This window comes from Pantoea sp. Z09 (assembly GCF_022394795.1).
GTDB classification, from domain to species: domain Bacteria; phylum Pseudomonadota; class Gammaproteobacteria; order Enterobacterales; family Enterobacteriaceae; genus Pantoea; species Pantoea latae.
In genome coordinates, this window is sequence record NZ_CP092373.1 from 2,526,151 (window position 1) to 2,545,162 (window position 19,012).

Below are 19,012 nucleotides of genomic sequence, written 5' to 3' on the forward strand. Positions count from 1 at the left end.
CATCGCAATGTCTTGCATCGGTCGTATCCACTCATTCGAATCCTGCGGGACGGTAGACGGTCCCGGCATCCGTTTCATCACCTTCTTTCAGGGCTGTCTGATGCGTTGCCTCTACTGCCATAACCGCGACACCTGGGACACGCACGGCGGAAAAACCATCACCGTCGAGGAGCTGATGAAGGACGTGGTCTCCTACCGCCATTTTATGAACGCCTCTGGCGGCGGCGTGACCGCGTCCGGCGGCGAAGCGATTTTACAGGCCGAGTTTGTACGCGACTGGTTCCGCGCCTGCAAGGCGGAAGGCATTCATACCTGTCTCGACACCAACGGTTTCGTGCGCCGCTACGATCCGGTGATTGACGAACTGCTGGAGGTCACCGATCTGGTGATGCTCGATCTGAAGCAGATCAACGATGAGGTGCATCAGATTCTGGTCGGCGTCTCCAACCACCGCACGCTCGACTTCGCCCGCTACCTGCAGAAGAAAGGCAAACGCACCTGGATCCGATACGTGGTGGTGCCTGGCTATTCCGATGACGATGATTCCGCGCACCGGCTGGGCGAGTTCACCCGGGATATGGATAACGTCGAGAAGATTGAGCTACTGCCCTATCATGAGTTGGGCAAGCATAAATGGATTGCGATGGGCGAAGAGTACAAGCTTGACGGCGTGAATCCGCCGACCAAAGAGACCATGGAGCGCGTGAAGAACATTCTCGCCAGCTACGGTCATCATGTGATGTATTAACATAACCGCACCCAGAGTGAGGCAGTGGTTGGCTGGGCCAGAAGAGCAAAACGTCCCGCGCCAGGGAAGGCGCGGGCCGAGCGTGCATGGATGCTTAAGCGACTTTGCGATCTGGCCCAGCCAACCACGCAGGCACTGGCCCTTTCGCGTCAAAGAACGAGTTTTATGACGTCAGGCGTGCGCCACCGGCGTCGCCTGCTGATCCGCTTTACGCAGCAGCATCATCAGATAGACCAGCGCCACGCCGGCGATCATTACAAACAGAATGCGGTCGGAATAGCTCTGCATCAGCACCGCCGTCATGCTCGGACCCGCCAGACTGCCCAGCGTATAACTCATCAGCAGCGCCTGATTCATCGCCACCAGCTCATGATGCGCCACGGTCTCGCATGCCCATGACATCGCCACCGGATAGAGCGTAAAGCCAGCCAGCCCCAGCACAAACAGCGCGGGTGCCATTGCGGCGTTGGTCAGCATAGCCAGCGCGCCCAAAATCACCACAAACACCTGCACGCGCAGCACCAGCAAACGGCCGAAGCGATCGGCGAGACGGCCAACCGGCCACTGTCCGACGATGCCGGCGCTCACCAGCAGCGCCATCCAGTAGCCGACGTTGGCGTCGCTCATGCCCTGATGAGAGAGATAAAGCGGCATCAGCCCATAGAGCGATCCCAGCACGATGCCGGAAATAATACAGCCGTTAATGCCGAGCCTGGAGCTGCGACGGCGCAGCATCGGCCAGATTTTACCGGGCGCGGCGTCGGTCGCTTCGCTGGCAGCGGTCACCTTAACGAACACCAGCGGCAGGATAGCGCAGATCATCAGCGCGGTGAGCCACGGAATCACGCTAAACAGCTCGGTAGAGACTTTGCTGACCAGCAGCTGACCCGCCACGGTGCCCAGATAGTAAACGATCATATAGGCGGCCAGCAGCTGCCCGCGGTTGCGTACCGTGCCGCTGCAGAGCAGCGCGCTCTCCACTACGACCCAAATCAACGCACAGCCTATCCCGGCGCTAAAGCGCAGTATCGACCAGGCCCAGAAGCCATCCATCATAATCAAACCGGCGGTCGCCGCGGCGAAAATCGCTGTCGCCAGATAGTAGCTGCGGTTGAAACCGTAATGCTTAATCAGCCCGCCCGCCATCAGCGTGCCTGCCAGATTGCCGGTATAAAAAGAGGAACTCACCACGCCTACCTGCCAGGTAGCCAGCGCGTCGTGAGTCAGCCACAGTGGAACCAGCGTATTGAGCACAGCAATTGCGACCGTCAGCAAAAGCAGGCCGCAAAGCAGCAGCACCACGGGACGTGACCAGGTTGACATAGGGATAAAACCAAAGAGAAGAGAGGAAGTTGCGCGCAGTTTGCCACCGGCGAAAATAAAGGAAAAGCACAAAAAAAAGGCGCAGCACATTTTGCTGCAGGATAATTTAATTTATTAATCTTCAGTAGGTTATAGAAGTGTCAAACAGGACGGCCTTTAGCGCTATCCTAATGAAAAACAGGATTTTTAAGCGCGACGCCACAGTGAGCGACGATAACATTTATTTCTGATAACTTTTCGCCGGCTGCCGGTTTCAGGCATAAAAAAACCCGGATCGCTCCGGGTTTTATTTAATGCATCTGAATCAGCCGATAAACTCGACGCCGTTCATATAAGGGCGCAGCACTTCCGGCACCTGAATACGTCCGTCAGCCTGCTGATAGTTCTCCAGCACCGCCACCAGCGTACGGCCAACCGCCAGACCTGAGCCGTTCAGGGTGTGCACCAGACGCGGCTTCTTGTCGGTTTTGCTGCGGCAGCGCGCCTGCATGCGGCGCGCCTGGAAATCCCACATATTGGAGCAGGAAGAGATTTCGCGATAGGTGTTCTGCGCCGGCAGCCACACTTCCAGATCGTATGTCTTGGTGGAGCCAAAGCCCATATCGCCGGTGCAGAGCAGCACCTTGCGGTACGGCAGATCAAGCAGCTGCAGCACTTTCTCCGCGTGGCCAACCAGCTCTTCCAGCGCGTCCATAGAGGTTTCTGGCGCAACGATCTGCACCATCTCCACCTTGTCGAACTGATGCATGCGGATCAGGCCGCGCGTATCGCGACCGTAGGAGCCCGCTTCAGAACGGAAGCATGGCGTGTGCGCGGTCAGTTTGATCGGCAGGCTCTCCTCTTCCACAATCTCGTCGCGCACCAGGTTGGTCAGCGGCACTTCCGCCGTCGGGATCAGCGCATAGTTGCTGCTCTCTGACTCCTCTTCCAGCGGACGGGTATGGAACAGGTCTTCGCCAAATTTCGGCAGCTGACCGGTGCCGTACAGGGTCGCGTGGTTGACCAGGTAAGGCACGTAGGTTTCCAGATAACCATGCTGTTCGGTATGCAGATCAATCATAAACTGGCTCAGCGCGCGATGCAGACGGGCGATCTGGCCCTGCATCACCACAAAGCGCGAGCCGGTCAGCTTCACGGCGGAGGCAAAGTCGAGGCCTTTGGCCATTTCGCCCAGCTCGACGTGATCTTTCGCCGGAAAATCAAACTGGCGCGGCTCGCCCCAGCGGCTGACTTCCTGGTTTTCGCTGTCATCTTTGCCCAGCGGCACATCGTCTGCCGGCAGGTTAGGCAGCGCCATCGTGAAGTCGCGAATGTCGTTTTGCAGGGCGTCCAGTTCCGCTTTGGCCGCATCCAGGCGTTCGCCCAGCGCATTCACTTCCTGACGCAGCGGCTCGATGTCTTCCCCACGTGCTTTGGCCTGACCGATGGATTTGGATCGGGAGTTGCGCTCTGCCTGCAGGTTTTCGGTTTCTACCTGCAGCACTTTACGACGCTCTTCGAGGGAGCGCAGCGTTTCCACATCCAGTTTGAATCCTCGGCGTGCCAGTTTTTCTGCGACTGCGTCTGGCTCATTACGCAGCAGATTGGGATCGAGCATGCTTATCCTGTGTAATAAAAGGTTGAAAGAATGAAGGGATGCACTCCCGCGGGAATGCATTGAAATCCTTGCTCACCTTACCGTAACGCCTGTTTCAGCGGTAGCGTTTTGTCGGGCTATTTTGATCCTGTTCAGCCAGCCAGGCGAGCTTTTCACCAATTTTGCCTTCCAGCCCGCGCTGGGTCGGCTGGTAGTAGCGCGTCTGTGCCATTTCCGGCGGAAAATAGACCTCACCGGCCGCATAGGCGTGATCTTCGTCATGGGCGTAGCGATACTCTTTGCCCAGTCCCATCTCTTTCATCAGTCTGGTCGGCGCGTTGCGCAGATGCTCCGGCACGTCGTAGTCGGGATGTTCGCGCGCATCGCGCATCGCCGCTTTAAAAGCGGTATAGACGGCGTTGCTTTTCGGCGCGCAGGCAAGATAGACGATCGCCTGCGCGATGGCACGTTCGCCCTCGGCGGGCCCGACGCGGGTAAAGCAGTCCCAGGCGGCGATCGCCACCTGCATGCCGCGCGGATCGGCGTTGCCGACATCCTCCGAGGCAATCGCCAGCAGGCGCCGCGCCACATAGAGCGGATCGCCGCCGGCGGTGATAATGCGCGCGTACCAGTAGAGCGCGGCGTCCGGGGCGGAGCCGCGCACCGATTTGTGCAGCGCGGAGATCAGGTCGTAAAAGCGGTCGCCCTTGTTGTCAAACCGCGCGGCGCGCTCGCCGGAGACCTCGGTCAGCAGCTGCGGCGTCAGCTCGCGCTTGCCCTGCGCGTTGCTCTCCGCCATATCCGCCATCATTTCCAGCGTATTCAGCGCGCATCGCGCATCGCCGCTCACCAGCTCGGCGATCATGCGGCGCGTGTTATCGGGCAGCAGAATATCACTGTCGCCGTAGCCGCGCGTCTTGTCCTGCATCGCCTGATCGAGCACCTGCTCGATATCCTCGGTGGTGAGCGACTTCAGCAGGTAGACACGCGCGCGCGACAGCAGCGCGGAGTTAAGCTCGAACGAGGGGTTCTCGGTGGTAGCGCCGATAAAGGTGATGGTGCCGTCTTCGATATGCGGTAAAAACGCATCCTGCTGGCTTTTGTTGAAGCGGTGCACTTCGTCGACGAACAGGATGGTGCGGCGCCCTACCTGACGGCTGTGCCGCGCCCGCTCAATCGCCTCGCGGATCTCTTTAACGCCGGAGGTGACGGCGGAGATACGCTCGACGTCGGCATTGCCGTAGCGCGCGATAATCTCCGCCAGCGTGGTTTTGCCTGTGCCCGGCGGTCCCCAGAGGATCATCGAGTGAAGATGGCCAGCTTCGATAGCGCGAGGCAAAGGCTTGCCTGGCGCCAGCAGGTGCTGCTGGCCAATGTACTGCTTAAGCGTTTCGGGGCGCATACGCGCCGCCAGCGGCTTAAAATCCTCAGAGGAAAAGTCCAGAGACAGATTACCCACGCTTACCTCACTGACGCTGGTCGTCTACCGTCACCCCTTTCGGCGGCGTGAAGGTAAATTTATCCGGGCTGATGGCGCCGTTCTTCTGGCTCTTCAGCTGATAGCTGCTGCGCTGGCCATCCTGCTCAATGGCGCTGAACTGGTTGATGGTGCCGGCAGAGGTCACGTTGATAGTGAACTGCTTGAGATTGCCATCGCTGTTTTTGGGCGTCAGCTCAAAGGCGTCGCCCTGCTGCTTGATGTTGTACTGCTGCCAGTCGCTCGGCTGGTTGCGCGCAATCAGCATGAACGGGGTGTTGCTGGTGGCATTTTTCAGCAGGCTAACGCTCGCCTGTTCCACGAACGGGTTATAGAACCACAGGTTTTTGCCGTCGGAGATGATCACGCTCTCATCCGGGGCGGTCATGTGCCAGTTAAACAGGCTGGGGCGTTTTACCCAGAGTTCGCCCTCGCCTTCCTGCACGTTGGCGCCATTGCTGTCGGTCACTTTTTGGCTAAAGCTGGCGTGGAAGCTATTCACTTTATTCAGGCGCTGCTGCAGGTCGCTGGAGGCGTCCGCCATTACGCTGGCTGATGCGAAAACGGCCAACAGGCCAGGCACGATTAGGTTTAATTTCATCCGCTTCAATTCCTTATTTATCTCTGTCCAGTGAAACCCGTTTTAATTCTGGTCGCCGTTCCGGCATTGAGCCAGGAGAAAAACCCGAAAGCGTTATCTGATATAGGGGGCAAACCGCGTATAAACAATGGGCCAGTGAAAACTGGCCCATGATTGTTTGTTGCAAAGCGTGTCGCGTTACATCTCGTGCGGCGGCGGCGAGAGCACTTCGCGGTTGCCGTTGTGACCCGGCTCCGAGACGATGCCCTGCGCTTCCATCTGCTCAATAATGCGCGCGGCGCGGTTGTAGCCGATGCGGAACTGACGCTGCACGCCGGAAATCGAGGCGCGACGCTTGTCGACCACGAAGGCCACCGCCTGATCGAACAGCGGATCCAGCTCTTCGTCGCCTTCCAGCCCGCCGCCGCCGCCTTCGCTCTCTTCGCCAGCGGTAATGCTTTCAATGTACTGCGGACGCCCGCGCGCTTTCCAGTCCTGCACCACCGCATGCACTTCCTGATCGCGAACAAAGGCGCCATGCACGCGCACCGGCATAGAAGAGTTCGGCGGCATGTAGAGCATGTCGCCCATCCCCAGCAGCGATTCGGCGCCGCCCTGGTCGAGGATGGTGCGCGAGTCGATTTTGCTCGACACGGTAAAGGCGATACGCGTCGGGATGTTGGCCTTGATCAGGCCGGTGATCACATCCACGGAGGGACGCTGCGTCGCCAGCACCAGGTGAATGCCCGCGGCGCGCGCCTTCTGCGCCAGACGCGCAATTAGCTCTTCCACTTTCTTGCCCACCGCCATCATCAGGTCGGCGAACTCATCCACCAGCACCACGATATAGGGCAGTTTTTCCAGCACCGGCGGCGTCATATCCATACTGTCGCCCGGTTTCCAGAACGGATCGGGGATCGGACGGCCCATCGCTTCCGCCTGCTCGACTTTTTCGTTGTAGCCCGCCAGGTTACGCACGCCCAGCGCAGACATCAGCTTATAGCGACGCTCCATCTCGCCGACGCTCCAGCGCAGCGCGTTGGCCGCGTCTTTCATATCGGTGACCACTTCGGTCAGCAGATGCGGAATGCCTTCGTAGACCGACAGCTCGAGCATTTTCGGGTCGATCATAATAAAGCGCACCTCTTCCGGCGTCGCCTTATAGAGCATGCTGATGATCATGGTGTTGACGCCGACCGACTTACCGGAGCCGGTGGTACCGGCCACCAGCAGGTGCGGCATCTTCGCCAGGTCTGCGACCACCGGCTGACCGGCGATATCTTTACCCAGCACCACAGCGAGCGGCGACGGGTTATCGCGGAATTTGGCGCAGTCCAGCACCTCGCGCAGATAGACCGTCTGGCGATGCTTGTTCGGCAGTTCCAGGCCAACATAAGGTTTGCCAGGGATCACCTCCACCACGCGCACCGCCACTGCGGAGAGCGAACGCGCCAGATCGCGCGACAGGTTGGAGATGCGCGCGGCCTTGACGCCAGGCGCCAGATCCAGCTCGAAGCGGGTAATCACCGGGCCAGGCGAGATGCCGACCACTTCCGCCTTGACGCGATAGTCGCCCAGGCGCGCTTCAACCAGACGCGCCGTTTGCTCCAGGGCGAACATGTCGACCGGCTCCTCTTCCGCAGGGGGCGAGGTAAGCAGATCCAGCGTCGGCAGCGGCGTAGAGGGTTTCTCCAGCGGCTGGTTATGGCGCATCAGGAAGGGATGGATCAGGCTGTTATCCAGCGAGCCGGGCTGCGGCTGGGCTGCGGCTGGGGTCTGAACTGCCGCAGCAGGTTCGTAAGCCGCAGGCGCAGGCGTCTGTGCTGGCGCAGCGGGTTCATAAGCCACGGGCGCAGGCGTCTGTACTGACGCAGCGGGTTGATAAGCCGCAGGCGTTTGCGTCGGCGCGGCGCGCTCGTACGCCGCTGGCGCAGCAGTCTGCGTCGGCGCGGCGGGCGAGTAAGCCGCGGGTTCAGACGCAGCGGAGCCGTAAGCGGCGGTCGTCGACGGCGCAGCCACAGGCATAGCGGGCTGCGCCACCGGCGCTTCCGCAGGCTGCTGCCACGGCGTATGCGTCGCCGCCGGGGCTTCCGGCTCCGGCGCGCTGGCGATGGTAAACAGCGGCTCGTTAGGGCCGTCATCCACCAGATCTTTCATCGGCGAGAAGTCAAACGCGGCAGAGGTGTCGAGACTAAAGACTGGCGCCTGCGCTTCCGGCTCTTCGCCGTAGCGCTGCTGCTGCTGCGCGGCAAACTGCTGCGCCAGCGCGGCCTGTTCCGCCGCCTCTTCGTGCTCTTCTTGCTGCGGCTGCCAGCTTTCGCCGTAGCGCTGCTGCTGCTGGCTGGCGAACGCGGCACGCAGCTGCGCCTGCTCCTGAGCATCCTCTTCCTGCCATGCTGGCTCAGCGTCAACGGGCTGCGCAACGGCGTCGGCGCGCTGCTGCTCTTCCGCTTTGGCTTTCTCTTCCGCCATGCGCTGTGAAGGCAGCTTAATGCCGTATGAGGCGAGTTCGCGGCGCGTCGGCAGTTTGACCGGGTTAGGACGTGGCAGCGCCGGACCGATACCCTGCTTCACCTGCGGATTGAAATCCCCTTCCGGGGCGATGTCGAACAGCGGCGTGGTCGCGGCCTGCGCGGCGGCGGCGGCTGTCGCCGCGCCAGCGGTGGCCGCAGCGCCCATATCGGCGTCGCGCCAGTTGCCCATCTGCGGGCCGTCGTCCTCTTCCCATTGCGAGAAGGCGGGCTCAGACGTCTGCTGAGGCATTTCAAAGTGATAACGCGGCGGTTCGACCGGCGCAGGCGCAGCCGGCGGCTCTGGCTGAGCGACCGCTGGCGTAAAGGCGCTGGTGACCTGCTGCGGTGCTGGGGTAGCGACGCTGCTAGCCTGCTGCGGCGCTGGAGTAACGGTACTGGCAACCTGCTGGGGCATAGCCGCTGCGGGCTGAAGTGGCGCAGAAGCGGCAGGCGCTGAAACCGGTACGGCTACCGGCGCTGGCCCGGCCTCGACAACCGGCGCCGGCGCGACGGGCGCGGAGACGCCTGCAGCTTCAACGGCAGAGGTCAGCGCGGCGTCGGTCGCCGCCGCCGCTTTTGCCAGCAGCGGATCGTCGGCAACCGGCGCAGCAGCCTGCGCATGGGCGCGTGGCGAAGAGAGCAGCACGTCGTGCTCGTCCTGCGCGGCCGTTACGGCGCGCGGCGCGTCCTCATACTCGACTTCATCCTCTTCGTGCCAGGGCTCATCGCGACGCGAGCGGTTGCTGGCGAAGGTCAGCACGCCCATGACCACGCCGCCGATGCGTTCGGCGATGGTCAGCCATGACCAGCCGGTGTAGAGCGTAATGCCCGCCGCCCAGACAAACAGCAGCGCCAGCGTGCCGGTGGCCGGGCTGAACCAGGGCGCAATCGCGCTGCTGACCAGGCTGCCGATCACGCCGCCGGAGGCGAAGTACCAGATATCGTCGGCGTTAAGCGCCGCCAGGCCGCAGGTGGTGACCACCAGCGCCAGCACGCCGATCAGGCGCAGGCCGATAGCGAAATAGTCGATGTAATCCTGGCGATCGCGCTGGCGAAAGGCGATCCAGCAGAGGCCGATGATCACCGGCGGAATGGCGTAGGCCATCACACCGAAAATAAACAGCAGCGTATCCGCCAGCCAGGCGCCCACGCCGCCGCCGAGATTGTGGATCGGCTCGTGCCAGGCGGTCTGCGACCAGCTTGGATCGGAAGGATTGAAGCTGACGAGAGAAACCATCAGGTAGATGGCGAAAAGTGAGACGAGAATAAGCAACGCTTCCAGCAGACGGCGTCCACTGCTCAGCGGTTTTAACGAAACTTCTTTGTCTTCTGTGTATTCCTGGCTCAAGAGAACTCTCCAGGTGCCTGTAAATTATGAAGGCAACAGCGTCGGGCAAGCCCGACGCTGGTCCTGTATGAATTCACAGGAGTGTATCGAAATATCACAGGTTTTGCACCTGCGCTGCGTTATCGGGTTTTAATCACCAGCCGATTGCTCTGTTTGACCTCTTCCATCACCACGTAAGTACGGGTGTCGTTGACCCCCGGCAGGCGCAGCAGGGTTTCGCCGAGCAGCTTACGATAGGCGGACATATCCGGCACGCGCGTTTTCAACAGGTAGTCGAAGTCACCGGAAACGAGGTGACACTCTTGAGTTTCCTCAAGTTTTTGCACAGCGGCGTTAAACTGTTCAAACACATCCGGCGCGCCACGATTCAGAGTAATCTCAACGAAAACCAGCAGCGACGCATCGAGATAGTGCGGGTTAAGTTGCGCGGTATAGCCAAGAATAAAACCCTGACGCTCCAGACGACGCACACGCTCAAGACATGGCGTAGGCGATAATCCTACGCGTTTGGAAAGCTCTACGTTGGAAATACGACCATCTTTCTGAAGTTCGTTCAGGATGTTTCTGTCGATTCTGTCGAGATCTTTTCCGGGGCGTTTCTTATTGTCTACCATTATTATTGTCTCTCTTAATTCCTTCCCTTTACCTGCCACACCCTGAAAACGGTCACTGTTCAAGGCATTATTGAAGTGAAGAATCAGAGCCTGTGCGCCCTCGCGCATCCATCCGCATGACGCATGTTGTCTGTCCACATCATGCGTCATTACCCATGTCAGGCTGTAATTTATCCGGTGTAAAAGGCAAAACAAGAGACGAAACCCTGTTTTGACTCCCTCCTTCTTCTTCGCTTCTGCCATTGTTTTCGCAAAAGCGCAGGCGATTGTCAAAGTAAAAAGACCAAATTCAGGACAAGATGCCAGACAGACCGCTGGGTTACTGTTTTTAAATGAGTATTTTTCCTCTCCTGCACCAGTAAAAACCGATTATTGCCCCCTTTTGGCGCAGACGGCGTGCAGAAACCGGTATTATCGTCTACGCCGTTTGCAGCTATCGGAAACAAAATTTTCCAGCCCTTTTTTTGCCTCGGTAAATTCCCTACAATCCCAGGTCATGTTGTCAGCCGATGAAACTGAGGATCATATGAGTACGGCCAAACACAGTAAATTGCTCATTCTGGGCTCCGGCCCGGCGGGTTATACCGCAGCGGTCTATGCTGCCCGCGCTAACCTGAATCCGGTACTCATTACCGGCCTCGAAAAAGGCGGTCAGCTGACCACCACAACTGAGGTAGAGAACTGGCCCGGCGACCCGCACGATCTCACTGGTCCCTCGCTGATGGAGCGCATGCACGAGCATGCCGAAAAATTCAACACTGAAATCATCTTCGACCATATCCATAGCGTCGATCTGCAGAACCGCCCGTTTCGCCTGACCGGCGACAGCGGCGAATACACCGCCGACGCGCTGATTATTGCCACCGGCGCCTCTGCGCGTTATCTGGGGCTGCCTTCTGAAGAGGCGTTTAAGGGCAAAGGCGTTTCCGCCTGCGCCACCTGCGACGGCTTCTTCTATCGCAACCAGAAAGTGGCGGTGATCGGCGGCGGCAACACCGCGGTGGAAGAGGCGCTCTATCTGGCGAATATCGCGGCGGAGGTGCATCTGATTCACCGTCGCGACAGCTTCCGCGCAGAGAAGATCCTGATCGATCGCCTGATGGAAAAAGTGCGCAGCGGCAATATCGTGCTGCACACCCATCGCACGCTGGAAGAGGTGGTCGGCGACCAGATGGGCGTTACCGGCCTGACGCTGCGCTCGACGCTTAACGACGCGGAAACCGAGTCGCTGGAGGTGGCGGGCCTGTTCGTCGCTATCGGCCACAGCCCGAACACGGCGATTTTCGACGGCCAGCTGGCGCTGGAAAACGGCTATATCAAGGTGCAGTCTGGCCTGCATGGCAACGCCACCCAGACCAGCATCCCTGGCGTCTTCGCCGCGGGCGACGTCATGGACCATATCTATCGTCAGGCGATCACCTCCGCCGGCACCGGCTGCATGGCCGCGCTAGACGCCGAGCGTTATCTGGATGGGCTGGTTAAAAACGATCGGTAAGTTGTTAATCTGTTGATCTAAGTTGTTCAGGGCGACTGTTTTTCAGTCGCCTTTTTTTATGCCGCCGTGCTAGATTCGTGCGCCTGAAGAGAAAGCCTTTTATCCTTTCGTTGGTCGCTGACAACGCTTACGGTCTCGCATGAACAAAACCCGGCAACATGAACTTACCCGCTGGCTGCGCCAGCAACGCGCGTCTGGCGGCCGCTGGCTGCGGCTGACGACGCTCTGCGGGCTGGGCAGCGCGCTGGCGATTATCGCCCAGGCCTGGCTGCTGGCGTTTCTGCTGCAGGCGCTGATTGTGGATCAGCGGCCGCGCGGCGAGCTTCTTCTCCCCTTCTCGCTGCTGCTGCTGCTGTTTGCGCTGCGCGCGCTGCTTAACTATGCGCGCGAGATCGCGGGCTTTCACGCCGGTCAGGCGATTCGCCGGGCGCTGCGTCAGCAGGTGCTGGATCGCCTTTCCGCGCTGGGTCCGGCCTGGATCCGCGGCAAACCAGCGGGCAGCTGGGCGACGCTGCTGCTGGAGCAGATCGAGGAGATGCAGGACTACTACGCGCGCTATCTGCCGCAGATGACGCTGGCGGCGCTGATCCCCTTGTGCATTCTCCTGACCCTGTTTCCGCTGAACTGGGCGGCTGGCCTGATTTTGCTGGCAACCGCGCCGCTGATCCCGCTGTTTATGGCGCTGGTCGGCATGGGCGCGGCCGACGCCAGCCGCCGCAACTTCGTGGCGCTGGCGCGCCTGAGCGGCGACTTTCTCGATCGCCTGCGCGGACGCGAAACCCTGCGTCTGTTTCACCGCGCCGAGGCGGAAACCGCCGCCATCGCCACCTCTACCGCCGACTTCCGCCAGCGCACCATGGAGGTGCTGCGTCTCGCCTTTCTCTCCTCCGCCGTGCTGGAGTTTTTCGCCTCGCTGGCGATTGCGGTGGTCGCGGTCTACTTCGGCTTCTCCTACCTCGGCGAACTCCATTTCGGCGCCTATGGTCAGGGCGTGACGCTGTTTGCCGGCTTCGTCGCCCTGCTGCTGGCGCCGGAGTTTTTTCAGCCGCTGCGCGATCTCGGCACCTTCTATCACGCCAAAGCGCAGGCGATCGGCGGCGCGGACGCCCTGGAACGCTTTATGCGCGAAAGTCCGGAACCTGAGCAGCCAGCCGGTTCGGCCGTACTGACCGACGACGCGGCAATCGCTATCGTCGCCCAGGATGTCGTTGCGCTCAGCGTGGATAAAAAAAGCCTGTGCGGTCCGCTGAGCTTTACCCTTGCGGCCGGCGAGCGCGTCGCGCTGGTGGGCGAGAGCGGCGCAGGCAAAACCGTACTGATGAACGTGCTGCTCGGCTTTTTGCCCTACCAGGGATCGCTGCGCGTCAACGGCGTTGAGCTGCGCGAGATGCGCCGCGAAGCCTGGCATCAGCACATCGCCTGGCTCGGTCAGAATCCGCAGTTGCCCGCCGAGACACTGCGCGACAACATTGTGATGGGCGGCGCGTCGCATCACGCCGATCTCGAGGATCTGCTGGCGGCGTGCGGCGTGAGCGAGTTTTTGCCGCGCCTGGCCGACGGCATCGATTCGCGTGTCGGCGATGACGGCGCCGGCCTCTCGGTAGGCCAGGCGCAGCGCATCGCGCTGGCGCGCGCGCTCTATAAACCGGCGCGCCTGCTGCTGCTGGACGAGCCCGCCGCCAGTCTCGACAGCCGCAGCGAACAGCATGTGATGCAGGCGCTCGACACCGCGTCGCGCCAGAAAACCACGCTGATGATCACGCATCAACTCGATCAGCTTCAGCAGTGGGACGCCATTTGGGTGATGCAGGATGGCAAACTGGCGCAGCAAGGCCGCTGGCAGGCATTGATCGCCGAGCCCGGCCCGTTTCGTCAGATGGTTTCGCATCGTCAACGGGAGATCGGCTGATGTCCGCACTGCGTCCTTTCCTGCGCCTGTTCCGGCGCCATCCCTGGCGGCTGCTGCTCGGCGTGCTGCTCGCCATCGTCACGCTGCTCGCCAGTATCGGCCTGCTGGCGCTGTCGGGCTGGTTCCTGGCCGCTTCGTCGCTGGCGGGGCTCGCCGGGCTCTACAGCTTTAACTACATGCTGCCGGCCGCCGGCGTGCGCGGCGCGGCCATCGCGCGTACCGCCGCGCGCTATTTCGAGCGGCTGGTGAGCCATGACGCCACTTTCCGCGTGCTGCAGCATCTGCGCGTCTTTACCTTCAGCCGCCTGATTGCGCTGGCGCCGGGCCAGCTGGCGGCATTTCGTCAGGGCGATCTGCTTAACCGCTTCGTCAGCGACGTCGATACGCTTGATCATCTCTATCTGCGGGTGATCGCGCCGCTGGCGGGCGCGTTCGTGGTGATTGTCGTGGTGACGCTGGGCATCGGCCTGGTGGATGTGCGGCTGGCGCTGGTGCTGGGCGGCGTGATGCTGGCGGCGCTGGTGGCGATGCCGCCGCTGTTTTACCGCCTGGGCGCGCCGGCCGGACGCGCCATTGCGCTGCAGGGCGCCGCCTGGCGCCTGCGGCTGATGCAGTGGCTGAGCGGCCAGGCGGAGCTGACGCTTTACGGCCTTGCCGCCGGCTGGCGTCAGCAGCTCGACATTGACGAGCGGCGCTGGCAGGCGGCGCAGCGCCAGCAGCAGCGTTTACAGGCGCTGTCGCAAAGCCTGCTGCTGCTGCTGAGCGGCGCGACCGTGACGCTGCTGCTGTGGATAAGCGCAGGTGGCCTGGCGCACGACGCGTCGCCCGGCGCGCTCATCGCGCTGGTGGTCTTCTGCGCGCTGGCCGCGTTTGAAGCACTGGCGCCGGTCGCCGGCGCCTTTCTGCCGCTGGCGCAGGTGATCGCCGCCGCCGAGCGCGTCAACGCCCTTATCGACCAGACGCCCACCCTGGCGTTTCCCGCCGCCTCGACCTCTGACGCAGGCAGTCTGGCGGTGGCGATCGACCAGGTCAGCTTTCACTATCCGCAGCGCCCGGATGCGGTGCTGGACCAGCTGTCGCTGAGCGTGCGCGCAGGCGAACGCGTGGCGCTGCTCGGCCCCACCGGCTGCGGCAAATCGACCTTGCTGGCGCTGCTGACCCGCGCATGGGAGGTCGACAGCGGGTCGATCAGGCTGCAAAACCTCGCGCTGCGCGACTGGGATGCGCGCTCGCTGCGGCAGCGCATCAGCGTTGTCACTCAGCGCGTGCATCTGTTTAACCAGACGCTGCGCGACAATCTACGCATCGCGCGGCCCGACGCCAGCGACGCGCAGCTTAGCGACGTGCTGCGTCAGACCGGCCTGGCGCGCCTGCTGGAGGGTGACGAAGGGCTGAACGCCTGGCTCGGCGACGGCGGCCGTCCGCTGTCGGGCGGCGAGCTGCGCCGCCTGGCGATCGCGCGCGCGCTGCTGCACGACGGCGATCTCTGGCTGCTGGATGAGCCAACCGAAGGGCTCGACGCCACCACCGAGCGCCATATCCTGGCGCTGTTGCAGCAGGTCACGGCGGGCAAGACCCTGATTATGGTGACGCATCGACTGAGCGGGCTGGACGCGCTGGATCGCATCTGCGTAATGGAAAATGGCCAAATCGTTGAACAGGGCACCCATCAGGAATTAATCTCAAAAGCGGGTCGCTACTGGCATTTCCAGCAGCGCTTTGCGCTATAGTCTTAGCGAAAATAGAGCGAGTAGAGATGCGATGAGACTGGTGCAACTGTCACGGGAATCCCTTCATTTTCCTCCGCCAGAGATGGCGCTGCGCGAGCCGAACGGCCTGCTGGCGATGGGCGGCGATCTCTCCCCTGCCCGCCTGCTCAGCGCCTACCAGCACGGCATTTTTCCCTGGTTCTCGCCGGGCGATCCCATTTTGTGGTGGTCGCCCGATCCGCGCGCGGTGCTGCTGCCGGAGACGTTTCACCTCAGCCGCAGTATGGCGCGCTTTCATCGGCGTTCGCCGTTTCGCGTTACCATGAATCAGGCCTTTTTCGACGTGGTCGAAGGCTGCGCCACCGGTCGCCAGGAGGGCACCTGGATCACTTTTGAGGTGAAGCGCGCCTGGCAGCGCCTGTATGAGCTGGGGCATGCGCATTCGGTCGAGGTGTGGCAGGATCGCCAGCTGGTCGGCGGCATGTATGGGCTGGCGCTGGGCCAGATTTTCTGCGGCGAGTCGATGTTCAGCCGCATGGAGAACGCGTCGAAAACCGCACTGTGGGTCTTTTGCCAGCATTTTATCAAACACCAGGGCAGGCTGGTGGATTGCCAGGTTTTAAACCCGCATACAGCCTCGCTGGGCGCGCGCGAAATTCCGCGCGTCGACTATTTGCAGTACGTTCAAACCCTTGCCTGGCAGCCCGTCAGCGCCGGATGCTGGCGCACCCAGACCCTTTTTTAAGCCCGCGCAGATGTTTTGCACACAATCAGGCGCAAAAGTGGTATAATAGTCGCGTTTGGTATGTCGTCCGCGCTTCGCAACGGCGAGCCGGAATTGCCAGGCTGGGAATCACTACGCACTCCCGGAACTGTTTCAGATGAGCGCGTGTTACCGCCGACTGATGCAGATTCTTAGCCCGCTAATCCCCCGCAGACGTCACATAAACACCCGAATTTAACCGAGATGCTCGCGCTCCGCGCGCGAAGCACGGCGAAGCGTTGGCCTTATCGCCAACGTTTCTTTACATAAATCGTGGAATTCGGCATTATTTTGCCGGTTCACTGAAAGCTAGTCCACCCAGAGGATTCGATGGCCAAAGAAGACAATATTGAAATGCAAGGTACCGTACTTGATACGTTACCTAACACCATGTTCCGTGTAGAACTTGAAAACGGTCACGTGGTTACCGCTCATATCTCCGGTAAAATGCGTAAAAACTATATCCGCATCCTGACGGGCGACAAAGTGACTGTTGAGCTGACCCCGTACGACCTGAGCAAAGGCCGCATTGTCTTCCGTAGTCGCTAAGCGGCTCCACTTCGTATTCGCCGCCTGAACGGCGGTGAAAAAAAAGGCCAGATTCGCATCTGGCCTTTTCTATTTCTACTCTACGGCAATCAGTGAACCGTGCCTTCCGTTTTGCGTTTTTCCGCGCTGAGGAAGTGGTAGGTCAGCTGGTTCTTCTCTTTGTCGAGCGCCACCGAAACCGATCCGCCATCCACCAGCGAGCCAAACAGCAGTTCGTTGGCCAGCGGTTTTTTGAGGTTTTCCTGCACCGTACGCGCCATTGGACGCGCGCCCATCGCCTTGTCGTAGCCCTTCTCCGCCAGCCAGTCGCGCGCTTCGTCGCTGACCTCCAGCGAAACGCCTTTGGCGTCCAGCTGCGCCTGCAGTTCGACAATGAACTTGTCCACAACCTGATGGATCACCTCCGGTGACAGGTGGCGGAACCAGATAATGTTGTCGAGACGGTTGCGGAACTCCGGCGTAAAGATCTTCTTGATCTCTTCCATCGCATCGGTGCTGTTGTCCTGATGGATCAGGCCAATGGACTTACGCTCGGTTTCACGCACGCCGGCGTTGGTGGTCATCACCAGCACCACGTTGCGGAAGTCCGCTTTACGGCCGTTGTTGTCCGTCAGCATGCCGTTGTCCATCACCTGCAGCAGCAGGTTAAAGACGTCCGGGTGCGCCTTTTCGATCTCGTCGAGCAGCACCACCGCATGCGGATGTTTGATCACCGCATCGGTCAGCAGGCCGCCCTGATCGAACCCGACGTAGCCCGGAGGCGCGCCGATCAAACGGCTGACCGTATGACGCTCCATATATTCGGACATATCGAAACGCAGCAGCTCGATGCCCAGCGCTTTCGCCAGCTGCACCGTGACCTCGGTTTTCCCCACGCCGGTCGGGCCGGCGAACAGGAAGGAACCAACCGGCTTGCGATCCTGGCCCAGTCCGGCGCGGCTCATTTTGATCGCCTCGGTCAGCGCTTCAATGGCGTTATCCTGGCCGAACACCAGCATTTTCAGGCGGTCGCCGAGATTTTTCAGCGTGTCGCGATCGGTGGCCGATACGCTCTTCTCGGGGATACGCGCAATACGCGCCACCACCGTCTCGATATCGGAGACGTTGATGGTTTTCTTGCGCTTGCTGGCCGGCATCAGACGCGCGCGTGCGCCCGCCTCGTCGATGACGTCAATCGCCTTGTCCGGCAGATGACGGTCGTTGATATATTTCACCGCCAGCTCCACCGCGGCGCGCACCGCTTTCGCGGTGTAACGCACGTCGTGGTGCGCCTCATATTTCGGCTTGAGACCGTTCAGGATCTGCACGGTTTCATCCAGCGTCGGTTCAGTAATGTCGATCTTCTGGAAGCGACGCGCCAGCGCGCGGTCTTTCTCAAAGATATTGCTGAACTCCTGATAGGTGGTTGAGCCCATCACGCGGATTTTCCCGCTGGAGAGCAGCGGCTTGATCAGGTTAGCCGCATCCACCTGGCCGCCGGACGCCGCGCCTGCGCCGATGATGGTGTGGATCTCATCGATAAACAGGATGCTGCTGTTGTCCTGCTCCAGCTGTTTCAGCAGCGCTTTGAAGCGCTTCTCAAAGTCGCCGCGATATTTGGTGCCCGCCAGCAGCGAGCCGATATCGAGCGAATAGATGGTGCAATCCTTCATCACTTCCGGCACGTCGCCCTGCACGATACGCCAGGCCAGCCCTTCCGCAATGGCGGTTTTACCGACGCCCGACTCGCCCACCAGCAGCGGGTTGTTTTTACGGCGACGGCACAGCACCTGAATGGTGCGCTCCAGCTCTTTGTCGCGACCAATCAGCGGATCGATTCCGCCGACGCGAGCAAGCTGATTAAGATTGGTGGTGAAGTTTTCCATACGTTCCTCCCCGCCTGCTTGCTCTTCGTTGACCGGATTCTCATTGTGCGGCGCCTGACCAGGTTCGTCTTTGCGCGTGCCGTGAGAGATGAAGTTCACCACGTCGAGTCGGCTCACTTCATGTTTACGCAGCAGATAAGCCGCCTGCGACTCCTGCTCGCTGAAGATGGCGACCAGCACATTGGCGCCGGCAACTTCGCTGCGGCCCGATGACTGGACATGAAACACCGCGCGCTGCAGCACGCGCTGGAAAGAGAGCGTCGGTTGCGTATCGCGCTCGCCTTCGCTGGCAGGCAGCACCGGTGTGGTTTGTTCGATGAAAGCTTCGAGTTCTTGCCGCAGCGCGGCAATATCGACGGTACAGGCTTCCAGTGCCTCTCTGGCCGACGGGTTGCTCAGCAATGCCAGCAACAGATGCTCGACGGTCATAAACTCATGACGGTGCTCACGCGCTCTGGCGAAAGCCATGTTTAAACTGAGTTCCAGTTCTTGATTGAGCATTTGGCACCTCCCCCAATTATCGCTCTGATAACCTCACCTCCA

At 60.8% G+C, this 19,012-nt stretch carries 13 protein-coding genes; 6 read left to right on the top strand and 7 right to left on the bottom strand.

What is annotated here, in order from left to right; translation table 11 throughout:
* Nucleotides 1-7 precede the first annotated feature (7 nt).
* Entirely contained in the window at nt 8-748 is a 741-nt protein-coding gene (gene pflA, locus MC269_RS12110; protein ID WP_081135886.1) for a pyruvate formate lyase 1-activating protein, read from the top strand.
* Between the two features lie 171 nt (nt 749-919).
* Here pflA and MC269_RS12115 read toward each other — a convergent pair whose 3' ends face one another.
* From MC269_RS12115 to lrp, 6 genes are all read right to left on the bottom strand, one after another.
* Nucleotides 920-2,071, bottom strand: a complete 1,152-nt coding sequence (locus tag MC269_RS12115) for an MFS transporter (RefSeq protein WP_239952560.1) — start codon at nt 2,069-2,071, stop codon at nt 920-922.
* A gap of 304 nt (nt 2,072-2,375) precedes the next feature.
* On the bottom strand, nt 2,376-3,668 hold the full coding sequence (serS, locus tag MC269_RS12120; protein ID WP_239952561.1) for a serine--tRNA ligase: 1,293 nt from the start codon (nt 3,666-3,668) through the stop codon (nt 2,376-2,378).
* Between the two features lie 94 nt (nt 3,669-3,762).
* Nucleotides 3,763-5,106, bottom strand: coding sequence for a replication-associated recombination protein A (locus MC269_RS12125; RefSeq protein WP_239952562.1), 1,344 nt, complete (start codon nt 5,104-5,106; stop codon nt 3,763-3,765).
* A 7-nt stretch (nt 5,107-5,113) separates the two neighbouring features.
* Entirely contained in the window at nt 5,114-5,725 is a 612-nt protein-coding gene (gene lolA, locus MC269_RS12130) for an outer membrane lipoprotein chaperone LolA (RefSeq protein WP_239952563.1), read from the bottom strand.
* Between the two features lie 177 nt (nt 5,726-5,902).
* Nucleotides 5,903-9,565, bottom strand: coding sequence for a DNA translocase FtsK 4TM domain-containing protein (locus MC269_RS12135; protein ID WP_239952564.1), 3,663 nt, complete (start codon nt 9,563-9,565; stop codon nt 5,903-5,905).
* A gap of 119 nt (nt 9,566-9,684) precedes the next feature.
* Nucleotides 9,685-10,179: a leucine-responsive transcriptional regulator Lrp gene (lrp, locus tag MC269_RS12140; protein ID WP_006118610.1), complete on the bottom strand. Its 495-nt coding sequence runs from the start codon at nt 10,177-10,179 to the stop codon at nt 9,685-9,687.
* 526 nt (nt 10,180-10,705) lie between these two features.
* Here lrp and trxB point away from each other — a divergent pair.
* The 5 genes from trxB to infA all read left to right on the top strand — a co-directional run bounded on the left by trxB (nt 10,706) and on the right by infA (nt 16,604).
* Nucleotides 10,706-11,674, top strand: a complete 969-nt coding sequence (gene trxB, locus MC269_RS12145; protein WP_081135901.1) for a thioredoxin-disulfide reductase — start codon at nt 10,706-10,708, stop codon at nt 11,672-11,674.
* A 139-nt stretch (nt 11,675-11,813) separates the two neighbouring features.
* The gene (gene cydD / locus MC269_RS12150) at nt 11,814-13,583 is read left to right on the top strand and encodes a cysteine/glutathione ABC transporter permease/ATP-binding protein CydD (protein ID WP_239952565.1); all 1,770 of its coding nucleotides are present in this window, start codon (nt 11,814-11,816) and stop codon (nt 13,581-13,583) included.
* A complete protein-coding gene (gene cydC, locus MC269_RS12155) occupies nt 13,583-15,313 on the top strand; it encodes a cysteine/glutathione ABC transporter ATP-binding protein/permease CydC (RefSeq protein WP_239952566.1) in 1,731 nt (576 codons plus the stop codon). Before cydD ends, cydC begins: the two co-directional genes overlap by 1 nt.
* Nucleotides 15,314-15,344: 31 nt before the next feature.
* Nucleotides 15,345-16,037: a leucyl/phenylalanyl-tRNA--protein transferase gene (gene aat / locus MC269_RS12160; protein WP_239952567.1), complete on the top strand. Its 693-nt coding sequence runs from the start codon at nt 15,345-15,347 to the stop codon at nt 16,035-16,037.
* A 348-nt stretch (nt 16,038-16,385) separates the two neighbouring features.
* Entirely contained in the window at nt 16,386-16,604 is a 219-nt protein-coding gene (gene infA / locus MC269_RS12165; protein WP_002211347.1) for a translation initiation factor IF-1, read from the top strand.
* Nucleotides 16,605-16,693: 89 nt separating this feature from the next.
* Here the strand turns inward: infA and clpA are convergent, their stop codons facing one another.
* Complete coding sequence (clpA, locus tag MC269_RS12170; RefSeq protein WP_081135915.1) at nt 16,694-18,970, bottom strand: ATP-dependent Clp protease ATP-binding subunit ClpA; 2,277 nt, start codon at nt 18,968-18,970, stop codon at nt 16,694-16,696.
* Nucleotides 18,971-19,012 lie beyond the last annotated feature (42 nt).

Coding starts and splice junctions, on each gene's coding strand:
- pflA (WP_081135886.1), top strand. CDS start 8: ATGTCTTGCATCGGTCGTATCCACTCATTCGAATCCTGCGGGACGGTA.
- clpA (WP_081135915.1), bottom strand. CDS start 18,970: ATGCTCAATCAAGAACTGGAACTCAGTTTAAACATGGCTTTCGCCAGA.
- serS (WP_239952561.1), bottom strand. CDS start 3,668: ATGCTCGATCCCAATCTGCTGCGTAATGAGCCAGACGCAGTCGCAGAA.
- trxB (WP_081135901.1), top strand. CDS start 10,706: ATGAGTACGGCCAAACACAGTAAATTGCTCATTCTGGGCTCCGGCCCG.
- lolA (WP_239952563.1), bottom strand. CDS start 5,725: ATGAAATTAAACCTAATCGTGCCTGGCCTGTTGGCCGTTTTCGCATCA.
- aat (WP_239952567.1), top strand. CDS start 15,345: ATGAGACTGGTGCAACTGTCACGGGAATCCCTTCATTTTCCTCCGCCA.
- cydD (WP_239952565.1), top strand. CDS start 11,814: ATGAACAAAACCCGGCAACATGAACTTACCCGCTGGCTGCGCCAGCAA.
- lrp (WP_006118610.1), bottom strand. CDS start 10,179: ATGGTAGACAATAAGAAACGCCCCGGAAAAGATCTCGACAGAATCGAC.
- MC269_RS12115 (WP_239952560.1), bottom strand. CDS start 2,071: ATGTCAACCTGGTCACGTCCCGTGGTGCTGCTGCTTTGCGGCCTGCTT.
- cydC (WP_239952566.1), top strand. CDS start 13,583: ATGTCCGCACTGCGTCCTTTCCTGCGCCTGTTCCGGCGCCATCCCTGG.
- infA (WP_002211347.1), top strand. CDS start 16,386: ATGGCCAAAGAAGACAATATTGAAATGCAAGGTACCGTACTTGATACG.